Raw genomic sequence first — 20,452 nt, forward strand, 5'->3', positions numbered from 1 at the left:
ATTCTGTCCTGAAAATTCAGTTCGTCACAGTTAACCAGTTTTAGTGGATTAACTGAGTTCATATTACGGCATTTGTCTGTTTCTGTTGTCAGCAGTTCAATCCACTGCATCAGTAAAGTATCAAACAGAAAAACGAAGACAGCGAAAACGACGAGCCACCAATACTTGCGAATCATTACCTGAGCCTGTGCATGTTTAACCAAGTCTGGCAGGAAATATACACGAAATGAATAATCTGAAAACCAGGCTTACACTTCCTTTACTTTGCAATGAGATCGGGGTCAACTTCGCTTAACCGGCTTCGTTTTGACAGGTTGCCGGTCTTTCTTTTTTTCACTTTCGCCAGTTCTTCCGCGGAGTAATGCGACGCGACATCCAGCCGTCGAAGCCCCATTTTGATGTACTCGCTGTTGATCTCAATACCAATGAATTTTCGTCCGCTGGCGATGGCTACGGCACCGGTAGTAAAGCTACCGGCAAACGGGTCGAGAACGATATCGCCTGGGTTGGAAGAGGCGAGAATAATGCGTTTCAGTAAGGCTTTCGGTTTTTGCGTCGGGTGGTTCTCATATTCATCCATCAAATAACGCACGCGTGGAAAATCCCAGACGTTACCCGGTACTTTTTGATGATTGTATGGCTGTGGAGGATTTTTGCGATAATAGATCAACGCGCGCTGCGATCCGGTTTTGGCTTCTACCAGAATAGCATCACCGTTGAATGTGTAGTTCTTTGCGTCTTTCACCATCATCAGGATGGGTTCGTACATGGAGCCGTAGTGTTTTTTCGCCTGTACTCCAGAACTGTCATATGACCAGACGATGCGACTTTTGATGGTAAAAAGCTTGCGGCACTGGAGATCGATAAAGGGCATGTTTTCCGTACTGTTCATAATGTACATGCTGCCCTGCTTTTTCAGAACGCGGTGGCACTCTGCAATCACTTCAAACAGCCAGTCGATAAACAGATCTTCTTTCCAGGCTTCGATCAAACCATCAAAATTTTTACCGATGTTATACGGTGGGTCGGCAAAGAGCAGATCGACGCTTTCAGTAGGTAGCTTTTTAAGTTCGGCAAGGGCATCACCGTGAATAATGGTCTTAGCTTCATTACCAAACCGGGTCGGTTCACATCCTGTTCTCATGGTCACTCCCTTTGTGACACCTATAAAAAAGGCGCTTCCCTATGCCGAGTAGCGCCTTTTTAATCAAGCATTTAGCTAACCTGAATTAGTTCATGCCGTATTTTTTCAATTTTTTACGCAGCGTACCACGGTTGATGCCCATCATCAGCGCAGCACGGGTCTGGTTACCACGGGTGTATTGCATCACCATGTCCAACAGGGGCTGTTCTACTTCAGCCAGTACCAGCTCATAGAGGTCATTCACATCCTGACCATTCAGTTGAGCAAAATAGTTCTTCAGTGCCTGTTTAACCGAGTCACGCAGGGGTTTTTGGGTTACCTGATCCTGAGAGTTAACGGTAGAAACGGTCAGTACGTCAGAATTTACGCGTTGTTCGAACATAGTTCTGTCAGCTCTTTATTTCTGTTTACGCAAAATTTTCGAAGTATGCCTCCAACGCCTCCAGCTGTTCGCTGGCATCCTCAATGGCGTTGAATGTGCGCCGAAACTGGTCATTTGGAGCGTGTTCCTGGAGATACCAGGAAACGTGTTTACGTGCAATTCGGTACCCTTTTGCCGGACCATAAAAGTCATGCAGTTCCCGAACGTGCGCGCAAAGCAAGCGCTTAACCTCTGCCAAAGGCAGCGGGGGCAGCAACTCCCCAGTGTCCAGATAATGCTGGATTTCCCGAAAGATCCAGGGTCTTCCCTGAGCTGCGCGGCCTATCATCAGGGCATCCGCCCCTGTATAGTCGAGCACAGCTCTGGCTTTAAGCGGGTCAGTAATGTCGCCATTCGCGATAACCGGAATGGAAACTTTCTGCTTAACTGCCCGAATACTGTCGTACTCAGCTTCTCCATTGAACAAACAGGCGCGTGTACGGCCATGAATGGTCAGAGCCTGAATGCCACAGTCTTCAGCCAGTTGGGCAATCTCTTCGCAGTTACGGTGTTCCGGTGCCCAGCCGGTGCGAATCTTCAGGGTAACAGGAACGTCCACTGCATTGACGACCTCGGTAAGGATCGATTTAACGACATCCGGGTACTGCAAGAGGGCTGAACCTGCGAGCTTGCGATTCACTTTTTTAGCCGGGCAACCCATATTGATATCAATAATCTGGGCACCGCTTTCCACGTTAATACGTGCTGCATCTGCCATTTCTTTCGGAGCGCTACCAGCAATTTGCACGGTGCGAATACCGGGTTCATCAATGTGCACCATCCGTAAACGAGATTTGTCGCTTTCCCAAACCTGTGGGTTAGAAGACATCATCTCGGATACTGTCAATCCGGCTCCCATCTCGTAGCACAACGTCCGAAAAGGTCTGTCTGTAATGCCAGCCATGGGCGCTGCGATCAGGCGATTTCTGAGCTGATATTGTCCGATGCGCATGAGTTAAGAAATGACCATACTGTGACTGCAAGGCGGCGTATATTACGCATTTTTTGCACGAGATGAAAGGCCAAACTTTGACCAATCCTCTGAGATGGATCAAAGAATTGCATTTAAAATGAGCGTGGTGCGATAATTACTCATAAAAATCATCATATTAGAAAATAGTGACTAAAATTTACACTCAAAGAAATTTGAGTAAGTTCTCAATTTTTCTTTATGAATGAAAATTTTGGCACGCAAATTTGCGTAAATAATCGGCAAATTTACGTGCCTTTTGTGAGCTTGCTCGCACTTCGCCCCGCGTCACCCTACGGCGATGCGAAGGTTAATTCTTACGACCGGTAATACGGCACCACTCTTCTTTTTCCACGACCGGGTCCAGTGCGAAGCTATCGGCATAAGCTTCACAAACGCTCTCTGCCTGGCTTGCCAGAATACCGGAAAGGCCCAGCAAACCGCCTGAAACCGGCAGGACGCTGATTAACGGTGCCAGTTCACGTAATGGGCCTGCAAGGATGTTAGCGACCACCACGTCGGCTTTCATTTCTTCTGGCTGATCTTTCGGTAAGTAGAGTTCCAGACGGTCAGAAACGCCATTACGTTCGGCGTTATCGCGGCTGGCCTGAATCGCCTGCGGATCGATATCAATACCAATGGCTTTTGCTGCACCCAGTTTCAGCGCCGCGATCGCCAGAATGCCGGAACCACAGCCAAAGTCGATGACTGTTTTACCGGTTAAATCGAGGCTGTCGAGCCATTGCAGGCACAGAGAGGTGGTTGGATGGGTACCCGTACCAAACGCCAGCCCTGGATCTAACATCACGTTGACGGCGTTTTCGTCCGGCACATCACGCCAGCTAGGGCAGATCCACAGTCGTTCACCAAAGCGCATCGGGTGGAAATTATCCATCCATTCGCGCTCCCAGTCTTTATCTTCTAGTTGTTCGGTTTTATGCGCGAAGCCTGCGCCGAGCAGCGGATGGTTTTCCAGAATCGCCACCACGTCGTTCATATCGGTTTCAGCGTCGAACAGACCAATCACATCGGTGTCGCCCCACAGGCGCGTTTCGCCCGGCAGCGGCTCAAATACTGGCGTATCGTGGGTATCCTGAAAAGTGATAGAAACGGCACCCGCTTCCATCAGCGCATCGCTAAGATCTTCCGCGTTCGCGCCGGTGGTGTTCAGTTTCAGTTGGATCCAAGGCATGGCAAAACTCTTTATTTATCAGTAGTCAAAACGGTAGCTTGCGGGACGGATGTACCGAAACGGTTTCCGACCAGGAAAGCCAGCAAACTTAGTAGTAACGAGGGCACGATAGGGTGGAAGCCCAGGTACTGAATATTCAGCGTCGCGAGTACGGCATACAGCACGCCGCCAACGATCATCGCACTTAGCGCGCCTTTGGCGTTGGCGCGTTCCCAGTAAAGACCCAGCACCAGCGGCCACAGGAAAACGGCTTCCAGCCCACCGAAGGCCAGCAAATTCAGCCAGATGATCATTTCTGGCGGCTTCCAGGCGGCAAGCAGCAGCAACGCGCCGAGAACTAACGTAATTACCGCCGACATCCGCTTCAGACGCGTCTCGTTTTGCATTTGATCCGGACGGATATTCAGATAGAGATCTTTAATGATCGTAGCGGAACTTTGCAGCAGTTGGGCGTTAATTGTCGACATGATCGCAGCCATAGGTGCAGCCAGAAAGATCCCGGCAGCAAAAGGTGGCAGCACTTTTACCATTAACGTCGGGATCACCAGATCCGGTACGGTGAGATCGGGGATCACTGCACGACCTAACGCTCCGGCTAGGTGCATACCGAACATCAGGATTGCGACTACAATCGTACCGATGATGATCCCCCGGTGTACTGCTTTGCTGTCTTTATAAGAGATACAGCGCACCGCAGTATGCGGCAGGCCAATCACGCCAAAGCACACCAGTACCCAGAACGACGTCATAAAGGCAGGCGACAGAATATCGTCAGCGCCTTGTGGCGTAACCAGTTGCGGATCGATGGTTTGCAAGGTCTGTACTGCGTTGCTTAAGCCGCCAGCGGCATGTACCACGCCAATAAGCAGCACAACGGTGCCAATCAGCATCACAAGCCCTTGCATGGTGTCGTTCAGCACGCTGGCGCGAAAGCCACCAAAGGCGGTATATAACGCAATGCTGATACCAAAAATCAGCAGCCCGGTTTCATAAGGAATACCCGCCGCGGTTTCCAGCAGGCGCGCACCGCCGATAAACTGCACGGTCATCGCACCAACGAACGCAACCAGCAAACTCAAACTCGCCAGCCACACCAGAAGACGACTCTGGTAGCGGGCAAACAGCATATCGTTCAGCGTCACTGCATTGTAGCGGCGCGCAAGAATCGCAAACTTCTTGCCGAGAATACCGAGTGAAAGCCAGACAGCAGGAAGCTGAATCATCGCCAGCAATACCCAGCCCAGCCCGTATTTATAAGCAGCTCCTGGCCCGCCGATAAACGAACTGGCACTGATATAGGTCGCGGTGAGCGTCATCGCCAGCACAATACCGCCCATAGAGCGGCTGCCGAGGAAATACTCATTAAGGAAGGTGCCGGTGCTCCGTTTACGCATCGCATAAACCGAGATACCGAACACCACCACCAGATAGGCGACCAGCGGTAGAATTACTTCAAGCTGCATCGTCATCCTCCAGTGGGATATCGCGATAGATAAATTTCACCATCGCCCAGCACAGTCCAATAAACAGTAGCGGCGTCAGGATGCAGGCCATCTCAAACCAGCGCGGAAAGCCGGTAAAACCGGGGGCAACGCCAGGTAAGTAAGCATCTACTAACCAAACTGCCAGATACAAAAGGGTCAGCCCCAGCGCCCAGCGCGCCTCTTTATGGGCCTGAACAAAACTAGTGTCCATTTTTTGTCCCTGATGGGTGAAGAAAGCGAGGATTGTACCTTATGGGGGTTGTCGATCCCCAGTAATAAAAAAGGCCGGAAAATCCGGCCTTTTGACGCTTTTGCAGTCTTATTTTTCCTGAAGACCGAGTTTTTTCTCCAGATAGTGGATGTTAGTGCCACCATGCTGGAAGTTCTCGTCATTCATGATGCGGATCTGCAGATCAACGTTGGTTTTGATACCGTCGATGATCAGCTCCTGCAGCGCATTCTTCATGCGGGCAATCGCCACGTCACGGTTTTCACCGTAGCAAATCAGCTTACCGATCATTGAGTCATAGTACGGCGGTACGGTGTAGCCCGCGTAGATATGAGACTCCCAACGTACGCCAAAACCGCCAGGTGCGTGGAAACGGGTGATTTTGCCTGGGCTTGGCAGGAAGGTGTTCGGATCTTCGGCGTTGATACGACATTCCACCGCATGGCCGCGAACGTGAACTTCTTCTTGCTTGATCGACAGCGGTTGACCGGCAGCGATACGCAGCTGTTCTTTGATCAGGTCAACGCCGGTGATCATTTCTGTAACCGGGTGTTCTACCTGAATACGGGTGTTCATTTCGATGAAATAGAACTCGCCGTTTTCGAACAGGAACTCGAAAGTACCTGCACCGCGATAGCCGATATCAACACACGCTTTAGCGCAACGTTCGCCGATGTAGCGACGCAGTTCCGGGGTAATGCCCGGTGCTGGTGCTTCTTCGACCACTTTCTGGTGGCGGCGCTGCATGGAGCAGTCACGTTCCGCCAGATAGATAGCGTTGCCCTGACCGTCAGCCAGTACCTGAATCTCGATGTGGCGAGGATTCTCCAGGTATTTCTCCATGTAAACCATATCGTTGCTGAAAGCAGCTTTCGCTTCCGCACGGGTCATGGAGATGGATTGTGCCAGTTCAGCGTCGCCGCGCACTACGCGCATACCGCGACCGCCGCCGCCGCCGGAGGCTTTGATAATCACCGGATAACCAATGCGTTTAGCAATGGCGCGGTTTTTATCCATATCGTCGCCCAGCGGGCCGTCAGAACCAGGTACGCAAGGAACGCCCGCTTTTTTCATCGCCGCGATTGCGGATACTTTGTCGCCCATCAGGCGAATGGTTTCTGCTTTCGGGCCGATGAAGATAAAGCCGGAGCGTTCAACCTGCTCGGCAAAGTTGGCGTTCTCGGAGAGGAAGCCGTAACCCGGATGGATTGCTACTGCGCCGGTGATTTCAGCGGCGCTGATGATTGCCGGGATGTTCAGATAACTTTGTACTGACGGAGCAGGGCCAATACAGACCGTTTCATCTGCCAGTAATACGTGTTTTAGATCGCGATCCGCGCTGGAGTGCACAGCGACAGTCTTGATGCCCAGTTCTTTACAGGCACGAAGAATACGCAATGCAATCTCGCCGCGGTTGGCAATAACAATTTTATCCAGCATGTTCGCCTCGTTACTCGATGACGACCAGCGGCTCGTCAAATTCTACCGGTTGTCCACTTTCGACCAGAATTGCTTTCACGGTACCGGATTTGTCCGCTTCGATCTGGTTCATCATTTTCATGGCTTCAACGATGCACAGGGTATCGCCCACGTTGACTTTCTGACCCACTTCGATGAACGCTTTTGCGTCCGGGCTTGGGGTGCGGTAGAAAGTACCAACCATCGGGGAACGTACGATGTGACCACTGATTTCCGCTGCTGCTGGCGCTTCCATGGAAGGAACGGTCGCCGGAGCGGCTGCGTTAGATTGAGCTGGCTGCTGCATCATTGGTGCAGCGTAAGCTTGTTGCATCACAGGGAAACTTGCGGCAGGAGCTGCACGGCTAATGCGTACTGACTCTTCGCCTTCAGAAATTTCCAGTTCGGAGATGCCTGATTCTTCAACCAGCTCGATCAGTTTTTTAATCTTACGAATATCCATGAGTGGGTTCCGTACTCTTTGTTTAGTGTGATTGTGACAGGCGTTTCACCGCCGTCTGTAAAGCGTATGCCCCGACAGCTGTATGCATAGCGATAAATTCCAGCAGGCCGGGACGCCGGTCTATTTTGCCCCAGAGTGTCAATGTTAGACTTGACGGACATTGTGCAGCGATCTGCTGCTATCCTCCGGCAAAAAACAAAATATACCTTCGTTGCGCCAATGTCACCTTTTCCGCAGCGCAAAAACTGCGTCAGGGAGGACGAGGTCGCACATTATAACGATTTCGTAGCAATTGGCAGCTAAATACTGGTCTTATCAGGGAAGATAATCAACAGCTAACATGTAAATAACCTTCAACACCGTGTAATTTGCAACAAGCCGCACAATTCACGAAATTAGCGCCATCATCGACGGAACTTCTTATAACGTAAGGTGAAAAGCTGAAAAGCCAGCCCTGCGAAGATGAGGGGCTGCAATGAGATAATCTTCACAGACCACAAATAATGTAGGGATGCCAGGATCGCGACAAGATAGACGACATTACGCAGCGGTTGCTGGGGATTACCCAATTTTCACTGCATCGTCTGGATAGATGTGAATGCTAAAGCACGCAAAATCAACCAACTGACAATTCTCAGCATTAAATAGGTTCGAGTGGTTAATTTGTAGTCAAATAAAATCAGATTATTCACCCCATGGTACCAGAAATCAGTAACAGGTTAAGCGTAGTGTCGCCCAGGCAAAGCACCATAAACCTAACAGGCGACGGAGGCGTATCAATAATGGCTGTTTAGAGGAGTATCAATGCGCATCAATTTGTGGTCAGTCGAAATCATGACTTTCCAGTTTGGATGATGTTGTACAACTTCCTGACCAAGGTGTTCGACGAAAGCTGTCCGGCTAACCGCTTTTCCCGTTAACCGATTGAATAATGATGTCAAAATGAGTTCCCTCTCTTATTATTCCTTGCTAAATGGTTAGTTAACCTTCACCAGCGTGCGACCTTGGATCTGGTTATTAATGATGGCCTCGGCAAAGTTCGGTGCCTCTGACAGAGATATCTCTTTTGCCGCCTGGGTATAGAATGATTCCGGTAAATCGGCGACCAGTCGCTGCCAGGCTTGTGCGCGGCGTTCTGGTGGCGTCATTACTGAATCCACCCCTTGCAAACGGACATTACGCAGAATAAATGGCATGACCGTGCTTGGCAGAGTAAAACCACCCGCCAGACCACAGGCCGCCACGCAGCCGCCGTAATTCATTTGCGCCAGCACTTTTGCCAGGACTTTGTCGCCAACAGTGTCAATTGCCCCAGCCCAGACTTGTTTTTCCAGAGGACGGGATTCGGCAAACTCATCACGAGGGAGAATACGGCTGGCACCTAAACTTTTCAGATATTCATGGGTACTTTCGCGACCGGAAACGGCAACGACCTGATAACCCAACTTATGCAGCAGCGCCACGGCGGTACTGCCGACGCCACCACTGGCACCCGTCACGACAATCTCCCCGTCCTGCGGGCGAACACCGGCATCTTCCAGCGCCATCACACACAGCATGGCGGTAAAACCGGCAGTACCGATAATCATTGCTTTACGCGCGTCCAGCCCTTGCGGCATGGCAACCAGCCAGTCACCTTTCACTCGCGCCTGCTCCGCCAGCCCACCCCAGTGGTTTTCACCAACGCCCCAGCCAGTGAGTAACACCTCCTGACCGGCATGAAAACGCGGATCTTCGCTGGTGCGTACAGTTCCGGCAAAATCGATCCCAGGAATCATCGGAAAATTACGGATGATTTTTCCCTTACCGGTAATCGCCAGCGCATCTTTATAGTTCAGGCTCGACCAGTGAACATCGACCGTGACATCGCCCTCCGGCAGGCGACTTTCGTCCAGAGTCTGTACTGATGCGAGAGTTTTGCCGTCCTGCTGTTCTAAAAGTAACGCCTGCATAAGTGGTCCTCATGTGCATGATGGATTGGAAAATAATTTCTGAAGACTATACTCGCTAATGGAAAAGCAAAGCCGATGAAGCGCAATAAATTGCGAGATAAATCTGATTTGCTAGTATGCCCGCTTCCTCACTATCGGAGTTAACACAAGGATGAGATTAACGACGAAATTTTCGGCCTTTGTTACGCTGCTCACCGGGTTAACAATTTTTGTGACTTTGCTGGGCTGTTCGCTAAGTTTCTACAACGCCATTCAGTATAAGTTTAGTCATCGCGTTCAGGCGGTGGCGACGGCGATTGATACCCACCTTGTGTCGAATGACTTCAGCGCATTAAGGCCACAAATTACCGAATTAATGGTGTCAGCAGATATCGTTCGTGTAGACCTGCTGCATGGTGATAAACAGGTTTATACCCTGGCCAGAAATGGTAGTTATCGTCCGGTTGGCACCAGCGATCTGTTTCGTGAACTGAGCGTTCCGTTGATAAAGCATCCGGGGATGTCGTTGCGTCTGGTTTATCAGGATCCGATGGGCAACTATTTCCATTCGTTGATGACCACCGCGCCGCTCACGGGGGCGATTGGCTTTATCATTCTTATGCTCTTTCTGGCGGTACGCTGGTTACAACGGCAACTTGCCGGGCAAGAATTGCTGGAAACCCGGGCTACTCGTATCTTAAACGGTGAGCGTGGCTCTAATGTGTTGGGAACCATCTATGAATGGCCGCCCAGAACCAGCAGTGCGCTGGATACGCTGCTTCGTGAAATTCAGAACGCACGCGAACAACACAGCCGTCTTGATACGCTGATCCGCTCTTATGCCGCACAGGACGTGAAAACCGGCCTCAATAACCGACTCTTTTTCGATAATCAGTTAGCAACGTTACTGGAAGATCAGGAGAAAGTAGGTACCCACGGGATCGTGATGATGATTCGTCTGCCGGATTTCAATATGTTGAGCGATACCTGGGGGCACAGCCAGGTTGAAGAACAGTTCTTCACTCTGACGAATCTGCTGTCGACATTTATGATGCGCTACCCTGGCGCACTGCTGGCGCGTTACCACCGCAGTGATTTTGCTGCGCTGTTACCGCACCGGACGTTAAAAGAGGCAGAGAGCATAGCCAGTCAGTTAATCAAAGCCGTCGATACCTTGCCGAACAATAAAATGCTCGATCGCGACGATATGATCCACATTGGTATCTGTGCCTGGCGTAGTGGTCAGGATACCGAGCAGGTAATGGAACATGCAGAGTCTGCCACGCGTAATGCGGGATTGCAGGGTGGCAATAGCTGGGCTATTTATGATGACTCGTTGCCTGAAAAAGGACGCGGTAATGTTCGCTGGCGTACGCTTATCGAGCAAATGCTCAGTCGCGGCGGCCCGCGCCTTTATCAAAAACCGGCGGTTACTCGCGAAGGTCAGGTTCATCATCGCGAACTCATGTGCCGCATCTTCGATGGTAATGAAGAGGTTAGCTCGGCGGAGTATATGCCGATGGTCTTGCAGTTTGGCTTATCGGAAGAGTATGACCGTCTGCAAATCAGCCGTCTTATTCCACTATTGCGTTACTGGCCAGAGGAAAATCTGGCGATTCAGGTTACCGTTGAGTCGCTGATTCGTCCGCGTTTTCAGCGTTGGCTGCGCGATACGTTAATGCAATGTGAAAAATCACAACGAAAACGCATAATTATTGAACTTGCAGAGGCCGATGTAGGTCAACATATCAGTCGTTTACAACCTGTTATTCGTTTAGTGAATGCTTTAGGGGTACGGGTAGCCGTCAACCAGGCTGGTTTGACGCTGGTAAGCACCAGTTGGATCAAAGAACTTAATGTTGAGTTACTCAAGCTCCATCCGGGGCTGGTCAGGAACATTGAGAAGCGAACGGAGAACCAGCTGCTGGTTCAAAGCCTGGTGGAAGCCTGCTCCGGGACCAGCACCCACGTTTACGCCACCGGCGTGCGTTCGCGAAGCGAGTGGCAGACCCTGATTCAGCGCGGTGTTACAGGCGGGCAAGGGGATTTTTTCGCGTCCTCACAGCCACTTGATACTAACGTGAAAAAATATTCACAAAGATACTCGGTTTAACCTGCCGTTTAATCCGTTTTCACGTAGAATAACGCGCGCTGCGTCTCATGGGAGTGTGCTTGTCTGCTCGCCAGATTGTTGCAGCACATATGCAGATGAATGACCTTACGCGGTTGCAAACAGGCGAGGAATGCTGCTGATGCATTAAGCCTTTCTGGACTCAGGCAGAGATTTGTAACAAAGGAAACGAACTGCACTAATTTTCACCGTAGCAGATGATTTTTGCGCCTTGTCGCTGCTGCGTGTGGTTGGTAAAGTAAGCGGATTTTCTTTTCCGCCCCAGCTTTCAGGATTATCCCTTAGTATGTTGAAAAAATTTCGTGGCATGTTTTCCAATGACTTGTCCATTGACCTGGGTACTGCGAATACCCTCATTTATGTAAAAGGACAAGGCATCGTATTGAATGAGCCTTCCGTGGTGGCCATTCGTCAGGATCGTGCCGGTTCACCGAAAAGCGTAGCTGCAGTAGGTCATGACGCGAAGCAGATGCTGGGCCGTACGCCGGGCAATATTGCTGCCATTCGCCCAATGAAAGACGGCGTTATCGCCGACTTCTTCGTGACTGAAAAAATGCTCCAGCACTTCATCAAACAAGTGCACAGCAACAGCTTTATGCGTCCAAGCCCGCGCGTTCTGGTTTGTGTACCGGTTGGCGCGACCCAGGTTGAACGCCGCGCAATTCGTGAATCCGCGCAGGGCGCTGGTGCCCGTGAAGTCTTCCTGATTGAAGAACCGATGGCTGCCGCAATTGGTGCTGGCCTGCCGGTTTCTGAAGCGACCGGTTCTATGGTGGTTGATATCGGTGGTGGTACCACTGAAGTTGCTGTTATCTCCTTGAACGGCGTGGTTTACTCCTCTTCCGTGCGCATTGGTGGTGATCGTTTCGACGAAGCTATCATCAACTATGTGCGTCGTAATTACGGTTCTCTGATCGGTGAAGCCACCGCAGAACGTATCAAGCACGAAATCGGTTCGGCTTACCCGGGCGATGAAGTCCGTGAAATCGAAGTTCGTGGCCGTAACCTGGCAGAAGGTGTTCCACGCGGTTTTACCCTGAACTCCAACGAAATCCTCGAAGCACTGCAGGAACCGCTGACCGGTATTGTGAGCGCGGTAATGGTTGCACTGGAACAGTGCCCGCCGGAACTGGCTTCCGACATCTCCGAGCGCGGCATGGTGCTCACCGGTGGTGGCGCACTGCTGCGTAACCTTGACCGTTTGTTAATGGAAGAAACCGGCATTCCAGTCGTTGTTGCTGAAGACCCGCTGACCTGTGTGGCGCGCGGTGGCGGCAAAGCGCTGGAAATGATCGACATGCACGGCGGCGACCTGTTCAGCGAAGAGTAATCGGATGCAGGCAGGGGAAGCGTCTGTTTACCCTGCCTGGTCTGATACGAGAATACGCATAACTTATGAAGCCAATTTTTAGCCGTGGCCCGTCGCTACAGATTCGCCTTATTCTGGCGGTGCTGGTGGCGCTCGGCATTATTATTGCCGACAGCCGCCTGGGGACGTTCAGTCAAATCCGTACTTATATGGATACCGCCGTCAGTCCTTTCTACTTTGTTTCCAATGCTCCTCGTGAATTGCTGGATGGCATATCGCAGACGCTGGCCTCGCGTGACCAACTAGAACTTGAAAACCGGGCGTTACGTCAGGAACTGTTGCTGAAAAACAGTGAACTGCTGATGCTTGGACAATACAAACAGGAGAACGCGCGTCTGCGCGAGCTGCTGGGTTCCCCGCTGCGTCAGGATGAGCAGAAAATGGTGACTCAGGTTATCTCCACGGTTAACGATCCTTATAGCGATCAAGTTGTTATCGATAAAGGTAGCGTTAATGGCGTTTATGAAGGCCAGCCGGTCATCAGCGACAAAGGTGTTGTTGGTCAGGTGGTGGCCGTCGCTAAACTGACCAGTCGCGTGCTGCTGATTTGTGATGCGACCCACGCGCTGCCAATCCAGGTGCTGCGCAACGATATCCGCGTAATTGCAGCCGGTAACGGTTGTACGGATGATTTGCAGCTTGAGCATCTGCCAGCGAATACGGATATTCGTGTTGGTGATGTGCTGGTGACCTCCGGTCTGGGCGGTCGTTTCCCGGAAGGCTATCCGGTCGCGGTTGTCTCTTCCGTAAAACTCGATACCCAGCGCGCTTATACTGTGATCCAGGCGCGTCCGACTGCAGGACTGCAACGTTTGCGTTATCTGCTGCTGCTGTGGGGCGCGGATCGTAACGGCGCTAACCCGATGACGCCGGAAGAGGTGCATCGTGTTGCTAATGAACGTCTGATGCAGATGATGCCGCAGGTATTGCCTTCGCCAGACGCGATGGGGCCAAAGTTACCTGAACCGGCAACGGGGATCGCTCAGCCGACTCCGCAGCAACCGGCGACAGGAAATGCAGCTACTGCGCCTGTTGCGCCGACACAGCCCGCTGCTAATCGCTCTCCACAAAGGGCTACGCCGCCGCAAAGTGGTGCTCAACCGCCTGCGCGTGCGCCGGGAGGGCAATAGTGGCGAGCTATCGTAGCCAGGGACGCTGGGTAATCTGGCTCTCTTTCCTCATTGCGCTGTTGCTGCAAATCATGCCCTGGCCGGATAACCTGATTGTTTTCCGGCCAAACTGGGTGTTACTTATCTTGTTGTATTGGATCCTGGCCTTGCCCCATCGCGTAAATGTGGGCACAGGTTTTGTGATGGGTGCCATACTGGATCTGATCAGCGGCTCGATGCTTGGCGTACGCGTATTGGCGATGAGCATCATTGCTTACCTGGTGGCGCTGAAATACCAGCTTTTCCGCAACCTCGCATTATGGCAGCAGGCGCTGGTCGTCATGTTGCTTTCGCTGGTGGTGGATATTATTGTTTTCTGGGCAGAGTTTTTAGTGATTAACGTCTCTTTCAGACCGGAAGTGTTCTGGAGTAGTGTAGTCAATGGGGTGCTCTGGCCGTGGATTTTCTTGCTGATGCGTAAAGTCCGTCAGCAGTTTGCCGTGCAATAAAGGTTTCTATGACTTCTCTGTATTTAGCTTCCGGTTCTCCGCGTCGTCAGGAGTTACTTGCGCAACTTGGCGTGACCTTTGAACGTATTGTTACGGGCATTGAGGAGCAGCGTCAGCCGCAGGAGAGCGCGCAGCAGTATGTTGTGCGTCTGGCACGCGAGAAAGCACAGGCGGGTGTCGCGCAAACGGCACAGGATCTCCCGGTGCTGGGTGCGGATATTATCGTTATCCTGAACGGAGAAGTGCTCGAGAAACCGCGCGACGCAGAGCATGCGGCGCAGATGTTGCGCAAATTATCGGGTCAGACCCATCAGGTGATGACGGCAGTGGCGTTGGCCGACAGCCAGCATATTCTCGATTGCCTGGTGGTCACCGATGTGACTTTCAGAACGTTAACAGACGAAGACATCGCGGGCTATGTCGCCAGCGGTGAACCGTTAGATAAAGCAGGTGCATACGGTATTCAGGGGCTGGGTGGCTGTTTTGTCAGGAAGATAAATGGCAGCTATCACGCCGTAGTCGGCTTACCGCTGGTTGAAACGTATGAATTATTAAGTAATTTTAACGCACTGCGTGAGAAAAGGGATAAACATGACGGCTGAATTGTTAGTAAACGTAACGCCTTCGGAAACGCGAGTGGCGTATATTGATGGCGGTATTCTGCAGGAAATTCATATTGAACGTGAGGCGCGACGCGGAATAGTAGGCAATATCTACAAGGGTCGTGTAAGTCGTGTACTTCCGGGTATGCAGGCGGCTTTTGTAGATATTGGGCTGGATAAAGCCGCGTTTCTTCATGCATCCGACATCATGCCGCATACCGAATGTGTGGCGGGTGAAGAACAAAAGCAATTCACGGTGCGCGACATCTCGGAACTGGTTCGTCAGGGGCAAGATCTGATGGTGCAGGTGGTGAAAGATCCGCTTGGCACTAAAGGTGCGCGCCTGACCACCGATATCACGCTGCCTTCTCGCTATCTGGTATTTATGCCAGGGGCTTCTCACGTTGGGGTTTCCCAACGAATTGAAAGCGAATCAGAACGTGAACGCCTGAAAAAAGTGGTCGCAGAGTATTGCGACGAGCAGGGCGGGTTTATCATCCGCACTGCAGCGGAAGGGGTTGGCGAGGCTGAACTGGCCTCCGATGCCGCTTATCTGAAACGCGTCTGGACCAAAGTTATGGAGCGTAAAAAGCGCCCGCAGACCCGTTATCAGCTGTACGGCGAACTGGCGCTGGCGCAGCGTGTTCTGCGTGATTTTGCCGACGCCGAACTGGACCGCATTCGCGTTGACTCACGCCTGACTTACGAAGCATTGCTGGAGTTTACCTCGGAGTACATTCCCGAGATGACCAGCAAGCTGGAGCATTACACCGGACGCCAGCCGATTTTCGATCTCTTTGATGTCGAAAACGAAATCCAGCGAGCGTTGGAACGCAAAGTAGAACTGAAATCCGGTGGTTATCTGATTATCGACCAGACCGAAGCGATGACCACCGTGGACATCAATACCGGAGCGTTTGTCGGTCATCGCAATCTGGACGACACTATTTTCAATACCAATATTGAAGCGACGCAGGCTATCGCTCGCCAGTTACGGTTGCGTAATCTGGGCGGGATTATCATTATTGATTTCATCGATATGAATAATGAAGATCACCGCCGCCGCGTGCTGCATTCGCTGGAGCAGGCGTTGAGCAAAGACCGGGTGAAAACCAGCGTTAATGGTTTTTCGGCGCTGGGGCTGGTGGAGATGACGCGTAAACGCACCCGCGAAAGCATTGAGCACGTACTGTGTAACGAATGCCCAACCTGCCACGGTCGCGGAACGGTGAAAACCGTGGAAACGGTATGCTATGAAATCATGCGCGAGATTGTTCGTGTCCACCATGCTTACGACTCCGACCGTTTCCTGGTCTATGCTTCTCCGGCAGTAGCCGAAGCCTTGAAAGGCGAAGAGTCACACTCGCTGGCGGAAGTGGAAATTTTCGTTGGCAAACAGGTTAAAGTACAAATTGAACCGCTCTATAACCAGGAGCAGTTTGACGTCGTAATGATGTAAACAGATGCTGGGCCGCCATCCGGCAAAGGGTTTTTGAGTCACATTTTTAGCAGACAAGGAGTGACGGGTGAGGCGATTGCCGGGGATTTTACTGCTTACTGGAGCCGCGCTCGTTGTGATCGCTGCCCTGCTGGTTAGCGGCCTGCGTATTGCTTTACCGCATCTTGACGCCTGGCGTCCGGAAATCCTCAACAAAATAGAATCCGCGACTGGCATGCCGGTAGAAGCCAGTCAGCTCTCAGCCAGCTGGCAGAATTTTGGCCCGACGCTTGAAGCACACGATATCCGTGCAGAACTAAAAGATGGCGGCGAATTTTCGGTTAAACGCGTTACTCTGGCGCTGGATGTCTGGCAGAGCCTGTTACATATGCGCTGGCAGTTTCGCGACCTCACTTTCTGGCAGCTGCGCTTTCGCACCAACACTCCTATCACCAGCGGTGGTAGCGATGACAGTCTGGAAGCCAGTCACATCAGCGATCTGTTTCTTCGTCAATTTGACCATTTCGATCTCCGCGACAGTGAAGTCAGTTTTCTGACGCCATCCGGTCAGAGCGCCGAGCTGGCGATCCCACAACTCACCTGGCTGAACGATCCACGTCGACACCGTGCGGAAGGCCTGGTAAGCCTCTCCAGCCTTACCGGGCAGCACGGCGTGATGCAGGTGCGCATGGATTTGCGCGATGATGAGGGGTTGTTAAGCAATGGTCGCGTCTGGCTACAGGCGGATGACATCGACCTGAAGCCGTGGCTCGGTAAATGGATGCAGGACAATATTGCTCTGGAAACGGCACAGTTCTCCCTTGAAGGCTGGATGACGATCGACAAAGGCGATGTAACCGGCGGTGACGTCTGGCTGAAACAGGGCGGTGCCAGCTGGTTGGGCGAGAAGCAAACGCATACGCTGTCGGTGGATAATCTGACCGCGCATATTACGCGTGAAAATCCGGGCTGGCAGTTCTCTATTCCCGATACACGGATCACGATGGACGGCAAACCCTGGCCGAGCGGAGCATTGACGCTGGCCTGGATACCGGAACAGGACGTTGACGGCAAAGACAATAAACGCAGTGACGAACTCCGGATTCGCGCTAGTAATCTGGAGCTGGCAGGCCTGGAGGGCATACGCCCGCTGGCCGCGAAACTTTCACCTGCACTGGGTGATGTTTGGCGCTCCACACAACCGAGCGGCAAGATTAACACTCTGGCGCTGGATATCCCGCTTCAGGCGGCAGACAAGACCCGTTTTCAGGCATCGTGGAGCGATCTGGCCTGGAAGCAATGGAAATTATTACCGGGTGCGGAACACTTCTCCGGGACGCTTTCCGGCAGCGTTGAAAATGGTTTGCTTACCGCGTCGATGAAGCAGGCAAAGATGCCTTACGAAACGGTATTCCGTGCGCCACTGGAAATCGCCGACGGCCAGGCAACTATAAGCTGGCTGAACAATGACAAAGGTTTCCAGCTGGATGGGCGTAATATTGACGTTAAAGCCAAAGCCGTCCATGCGCGCGGCGGTTTTCGTTACCTGCAACCTGCTAACGATGAACCCTGGCTGGGTATTCTGGCTGGCATCAGTACCGATGATGGTTCACAAGCCTGGCGCTATTTCCCGGAAAACTTGATGGGTAAAGACCTGGTTGATTATTTAAGTGGTGCGATTCAGGGCGGTGAAGCGGATAACGCGACGCTGGTTTATGGTGGCAATCCGCAACTCTTCCCCTATAAACACAACGAAGGTCAGTTTGAAGTGCTGGTGCCGCTGCGCAACGCGAAGTTTGCCTTCCAGCCGGACTGGCCTGCATTAACTAACCTTGATATTGAACTGGACTTTATTAACGACGGTTTATGGATGAAAACCGATGGCGTTAATCTGGGCGGCGTGCGCGCGAGTAATCTCACCGCAGTGATCCCTGACTACTCAAAAGAAAAACTGCTGATTGACGCTGACATTAAAGGTCCGGGTAAAGCCGTTGGCCCTTACTTTGATGAGACACCGCTGAAAGATTCTCTGGGTGCGACCCTGCAAGAACTCCAGCTCGACGGCGATGTGAATGCTCGCTTACATCTTGATATCCCGCTGAACGGCGAACTGGTAACCGCGAAAGGTGAAGTGACGCTGCGTAATAACAGTCTGTTTATCAAACCACTCGACAGCATCCTGAAAAATTTGAGCGGTAAATTCAGCTTTATCAATGGCGATCTGCAAAGTGAACCACTGACAGCAAGCTGGTTTAATCAGCCGTTGAACGTGGATTTTTCCACCAAAGAAGGGGCAAAAGCCTACCAGGTTGCGGTGAATCTCAACGGTAACTGGCAACCGGCGAAAACCGGCGTTCTGCCTGAAGCGGTGAACGAAGCATTGAGTGGCAGCGTGGCGTGGGATGGTAAAGTGGGCATTGATCTGCCTTATCATGCTGGCGCGACCTATAACGTAGAGCTGAACGGCGATCTGAATAATGTGAGTAGTCACTTACCTTCACCGTTAGCCAAACCTGCGGGTGAACCACTAGCGGTAAACGTTAAGGTTGATGGCAATCTCAACAGCTTTGAATTAACCGGACAGGCTGGTGCGGATAACCATTTCAATAGCCGCTGGTTGCTTGGTCAAAAGCTGACGCTCGATCGTGCTATTTGGGCGGCAGACAGTAAAACGCTCCCGCCGTTGCCGGAACAAAGTGGCGTTGAACTTAATATGCCGCCGATGAATGGTGCCGAGTGGCTGGCCCTGTTCCAGAAAGGCGCTGCGGAGAGTGTCGGTGGTGCAGCGAGTTTCCCACAACACATAACATTACGTACGCCTATGTTGTCACTGGGAAATCAGCAATGGAATAACCTGAGTATTGTTTCGCAACCGACGGCAAATGGCACCCTGGTTGAGGCGCAAGGGCGTGAAATCAACGCCACGCTAGCGATGCGTAATAACGCGCCGTGGCTGGCGAATATCAAATATCTTTATTACAACCCGAGCGTGGCGAAAGCTCGTGGTGATTCAACGCCGTCATCACCTTTCCCGACAACGGAGCGCATTAACTTCCGTGGCTGGCCGGACGCACAAATACGATGCACAGAGTGCTGGTTCTGGGGGCAAAAATTCGGTCGCATTGACAGTGATATCACCATTTCTGGCGATACGTTAACGCTGACCAATGGACTGATTGATACTGGTTTCTCGCGGCTTACTGCCGATGGTGAATGGGTTAATAATCCGGGGAATGAACGTACCTCGCTGAAAGGAAAACTGCGTGGGCAGAAAATTGATGCCGCCGCAGAATTTTTTGGTGTCACGACGCCCATACGCCAGTCGTCATTTAATGTGGATTACGATTTACACTGGCGCAAAGCACCCTGGCAGCCAGATGAAGCGACGTTGAATGGCATCATTCATACTCAACTGGGTAAAGGCGAAATTACCGAAATCAATACCGGACATGCCGGGCAATTGCTGCGCTTATTGAGCGTAGATGCCCTGATGCGTAAGCTGCGTTTTGATTTCAGAGACACTTTTGGCGAAGGGTTCTATTTTGACTCCATTCGCAGCACCGCGTGGATTAAAGACGGCGTTATGCACACCGACGACACGCTGGTGGATGGCCTGGAGGCGGATATCGCCATGAAAGGGTCGGTAAATCTGGTACGTCGAGACCTGAATATGGAAGCGGTTGTCGCACCAGAGATTTCTGCGACGGTGGGCGTGGCTGCGGCTTTTGCGGTTAACCCCATTGTTGGCGCGGCAGTGTTTGCCGCCAGTAAAGTGCTGGGGCCGCTGTGGAGCAAAGTCTCCATTTTGCGCTATCACATTTCGGGTCCGCTGGATGATCCGCAAATCAACGAAGTGTTGCGCCAACCGCGTAAAGAAAAAGCGCAATGATTTGACGAGGGCGCGTAATTGCCCCAATCTCATATGATAATCGTTGCCAAAGGCCAACGAGCCGGAACATAACTGTAGGCCGGATAGGGCGTTCACGCCGCATCCGGCAGCCG

At 51.8% G+C, this 20,452-nt stretch carries 17 protein-coding genes; 7 read left to right on the forward strand and 10 right to left on the reverse strand.

Annotated elements, in window-relative coordinates:
* From ACUU1I_RS06660 to acuI, 10 genes are all read right to left on the reverse strand, one after another.
* The coding region (locus ACUU1I_RS06660) for a DUF2556 family protein (RefSeq protein ID WP_283671818.1) at positions 1-176 on the reverse strand (176 nt) is incomplete at its 3' end.
* Between the two features lie 83 nt (positions 177-259).
* Positions 260-1,144 (reverse strand): adenine-specific DNA-methyltransferase, encoded by an 885-nt coding sequence (gene yhdJ, locus ACUU1I_RS06665; RefSeq protein ID WP_001258934.1) that lies wholly within the window; start codon positions 1,142-1,144, stop codon positions 260-262.
* A gap of 85 nt (positions 1,145-1,229) precedes the next feature.
* Positions 1,230-1,526 carry a DNA-binding transcriptional regulator Fis gene (gene fis / locus ACUU1I_RS06670; protein WP_000462905.1) on the reverse strand — a complete coding sequence of 99 codons (297 nt, stop codon included), beginning with the start codon at positions 1,524-1,526 and terminating at the stop codon, positions 1,230-1,232.
* Positions 1,527-1,551: 25 nt separating this feature from the next.
* Positions 1,552-2,517 (reverse strand): tRNA dihydrouridine synthase DusB, encoded by a 966-nt coding sequence (dusB, locus tag ACUU1I_RS06675; RefSeq protein WP_001219649.1) that lies wholly within the window; start codon positions 2,515-2,517, stop codon positions 1,552-1,554.
* A 328-nt stretch (positions 2,518-2,845) separates the two neighbouring features.
* Positions 2,846-3,727 (reverse strand): 50S ribosomal protein L11 methyltransferase, encoded by an 882-nt coding sequence (gene prmA, locus ACUU1I_RS06680; protein ID WP_001145832.1) that lies wholly within the window; start codon positions 3,725-3,727, stop codon positions 2,846-2,848.
* A gap of 11 nt (positions 3,728-3,738) precedes the next feature.
* Positions 3,739-5,190 carry a sodium/pantothenate symporter gene (gene panF, locus ACUU1I_RS06685; protein ID WP_001175728.1) on the reverse strand — a complete coding sequence of 484 codons (1,452 nt, stop codon included), beginning with the start codon at positions 5,188-5,190 and terminating at the stop codon, positions 3,739-3,741.
* A complete protein-coding gene (locus tag ACUU1I_RS06690; protein WP_000381229.1) occupies positions 5,180-5,422 on the reverse strand; it encodes a YhdT family protein in 243 nt (80 codons plus the stop codon). The genes panF and ACUU1I_RS06690 overlap by 11 nt, the downstream gene beginning before the upstream one ends.
* Positions 5,423-5,530: 108 nt before the next feature.
* The gene (gene accC / locus ACUU1I_RS06695) at positions 5,531-6,880 is read right to left on the reverse strand and encodes an acetyl-CoA carboxylase biotin carboxylase subunit (RefSeq protein WP_000884648.1); all 1,350 of its coding nucleotides are present in this window, start codon (positions 6,878-6,880) and stop codon (positions 5,531-5,533) included.
* A 10-nt stretch (positions 6,881-6,890) separates the two neighbouring features.
* Positions 6,891-7,361, reverse strand: a complete 471-nt coding sequence (gene accB / locus ACUU1I_RS06700; protein ID WP_000354622.1) for an acetyl-CoA carboxylase biotin carboxyl carrier protein — start codon at positions 7,359-7,361, stop codon at positions 6,891-6,893.
* 977 nt (positions 7,362-8,338) lie between these two features.
* Positions 8,339-9,313 (reverse strand): acrylyl-CoA reductase (NADPH), encoded by a 975-nt coding sequence (gene acuI, locus ACUU1I_RS06705; RefSeq protein ID WP_001148469.1) that lies wholly within the window; start codon positions 9,311-9,313, stop codon positions 8,339-8,341.
* A gap of 151 nt (positions 9,314-9,464) precedes the next feature.
* Here acuI and csrD point away from each other — a divergent pair, with 151 nt between their 5' ends.
* From csrD to yhdP, 7 genes are all read left to right on the forward strand, one after another.
* Positions 9,465-11,405, forward strand: coding sequence for an RNase E specificity factor CsrD (csrD, locus tag ACUU1I_RS06710; protein WP_001241418.1), 1,941 nt, complete (start codon positions 9,465-9,467; stop codon positions 11,403-11,405).
* A 304-nt stretch (positions 11,406-11,709) separates the two neighbouring features.
* Positions 11,710-12,753, forward strand: coding sequence for a rod shape-determining protein MreB (gene mreB, locus ACUU1I_RS06715; protein WP_000913396.1), 1,044 nt, complete (start codon positions 11,710-11,712; stop codon positions 12,751-12,753).
* Between the two features lie 65 nt (positions 12,754-12,818).
* On the forward strand, positions 12,819-13,922 hold the full coding sequence (gene mreC, locus ACUU1I_RS06720) for a rod shape-determining protein MreC (RefSeq protein ID WP_000802500.1): 1,104 nt from the start codon (positions 12,819-12,821) through the stop codon (positions 13,920-13,922).
* Complete coding sequence (mreD, locus tag ACUU1I_RS06725) at positions 13,922-14,410, forward strand: rod shape-determining protein MreD (RefSeq protein WP_000179406.1); 489 nt, start codon at positions 13,922-13,924, stop codon at positions 14,408-14,410. Before mreC ends, mreD begins: the two co-directional genes overlap by 1 nt.
* Before the next feature lie 8 nt (positions 14,411-14,418).
* On the forward strand, positions 14,419-15,012 hold the full coding sequence (gene yhdE, locus ACUU1I_RS06730; RefSeq protein ID WP_000203090.1) for a nucleoside triphosphate pyrophosphatase YhdE: 594 nt from the start codon (positions 14,419-14,421) through the stop codon (positions 15,010-15,012).
* On the forward strand, positions 15,002-16,471 hold the full coding sequence (gene rng, locus ACUU1I_RS06735; RefSeq protein ID WP_000123197.1) for a ribonuclease G: 1,470 nt from the start codon (positions 15,002-15,004) through the stop codon (positions 16,469-16,471). Before yhdE ends, rng begins: the two co-directional genes overlap by 11 nt.
* Before the next feature lie 67 nt (positions 16,472-16,538).
* Positions 16,539-20,339, forward strand: coding sequence for an AsmA2 domain-containing protein YhdP (gene yhdP / locus ACUU1I_RS06740; protein ID WP_001253630.1), 3,801 nt, complete (start codon positions 16,539-16,541; stop codon positions 20,337-20,339).
* Positions 20,340-20,452: the final 113 nt, after the last annotated feature.

The sequence above is a fragment of the Shigella sp. SIG3 genome, from assembly GCF_053555855.1.

Excerpts from the sequence above, each read along its gene's own strand:
- yhdJ (WP_001258934.1), bottom strand. The coding sequence starts at position 1,144 with ATGAGAACAGGATGTGAACCGACCCGGTTTGGTAATGAAGCTAAGACC.
- fis (WP_000462905.1), bottom strand. The coding sequence starts at position 1,526 with ATGTTCGAACAACGCGTAAATTCTGACGTACTGACCGTTTCTACCGTT.
- dusB (WP_001219649.1), bottom strand. The coding sequence starts at position 2,517 with ATGCGCATCGGACAATATCAGCTCAGAAATCGCCTGATCGCAGCGCCC.
- prmA (WP_001145832.1), bottom strand. The coding sequence starts at position 3,727 with ATGCCTTGGATCCAACTGAAACTGAACACCACCGGCGCGAACGCGGAA.
- panF (WP_001175728.1), bottom strand. The coding sequence starts at position 5,190 with ATGCAGCTTGAAGTAATTCTACCGCTGGTCGCCTATCTGGTGGTGGTG.
- ACUU1I_RS06690 (WP_000381229.1), bottom strand. The coding sequence starts at position 5,422 with ATGGACACTAGTTTTGTTCAGGCCCATAAAGAGGCGCGCTGGGCGCTG.
- accC (WP_000884648.1), bottom strand. The coding sequence starts at position 6,880 with ATGCTGGATAAAATTGTTATTGCCAACCGCGGCGAGATTGCATTGCGT.
- accB (WP_000354622.1), bottom strand. The coding sequence starts at position 7,361 with ATGGATATTCGTAAGATTAAAAAACTGATCGAGCTGGTTGAAGAATCA.
- acuI (WP_001148469.1), bottom strand. The coding sequence starts at position 9,313 with ATGCAGGCGTTACTTTTAGAACAGCAGGACGGCAAAACTCTCGCATCA.
- csrD (WP_001241418.1), top strand. The coding sequence starts at position 9,465 with ATGAGATTAACGACGAAATTTTCGGCCTTTGTTACGCTGCTCACCGGG.
- mreB (WP_000913396.1), top strand. The coding sequence starts at position 11,710 with ATGTTGAAAAAATTTCGTGGCATGTTTTCCAATGACTTGTCCATTGAC.
- mreC (WP_000802500.1), top strand. The coding sequence starts at position 12,819 with ATGAAGCCAATTTTTAGCCGTGGCCCGTCGCTACAGATTCGCCTTATT.
- yhdE (WP_000203090.1), top strand. The coding sequence starts at position 14,419 with ATGACTTCTCTGTATTTAGCTTCCGGTTCTCCGCGTCGTCAGGAGTTA.
- rng (WP_000123197.1), top strand. The coding sequence starts at position 15,002 with ATGACGGCTGAATTGTTAGTAAACGTAACGCCTTCGGAAACGCGAGTG.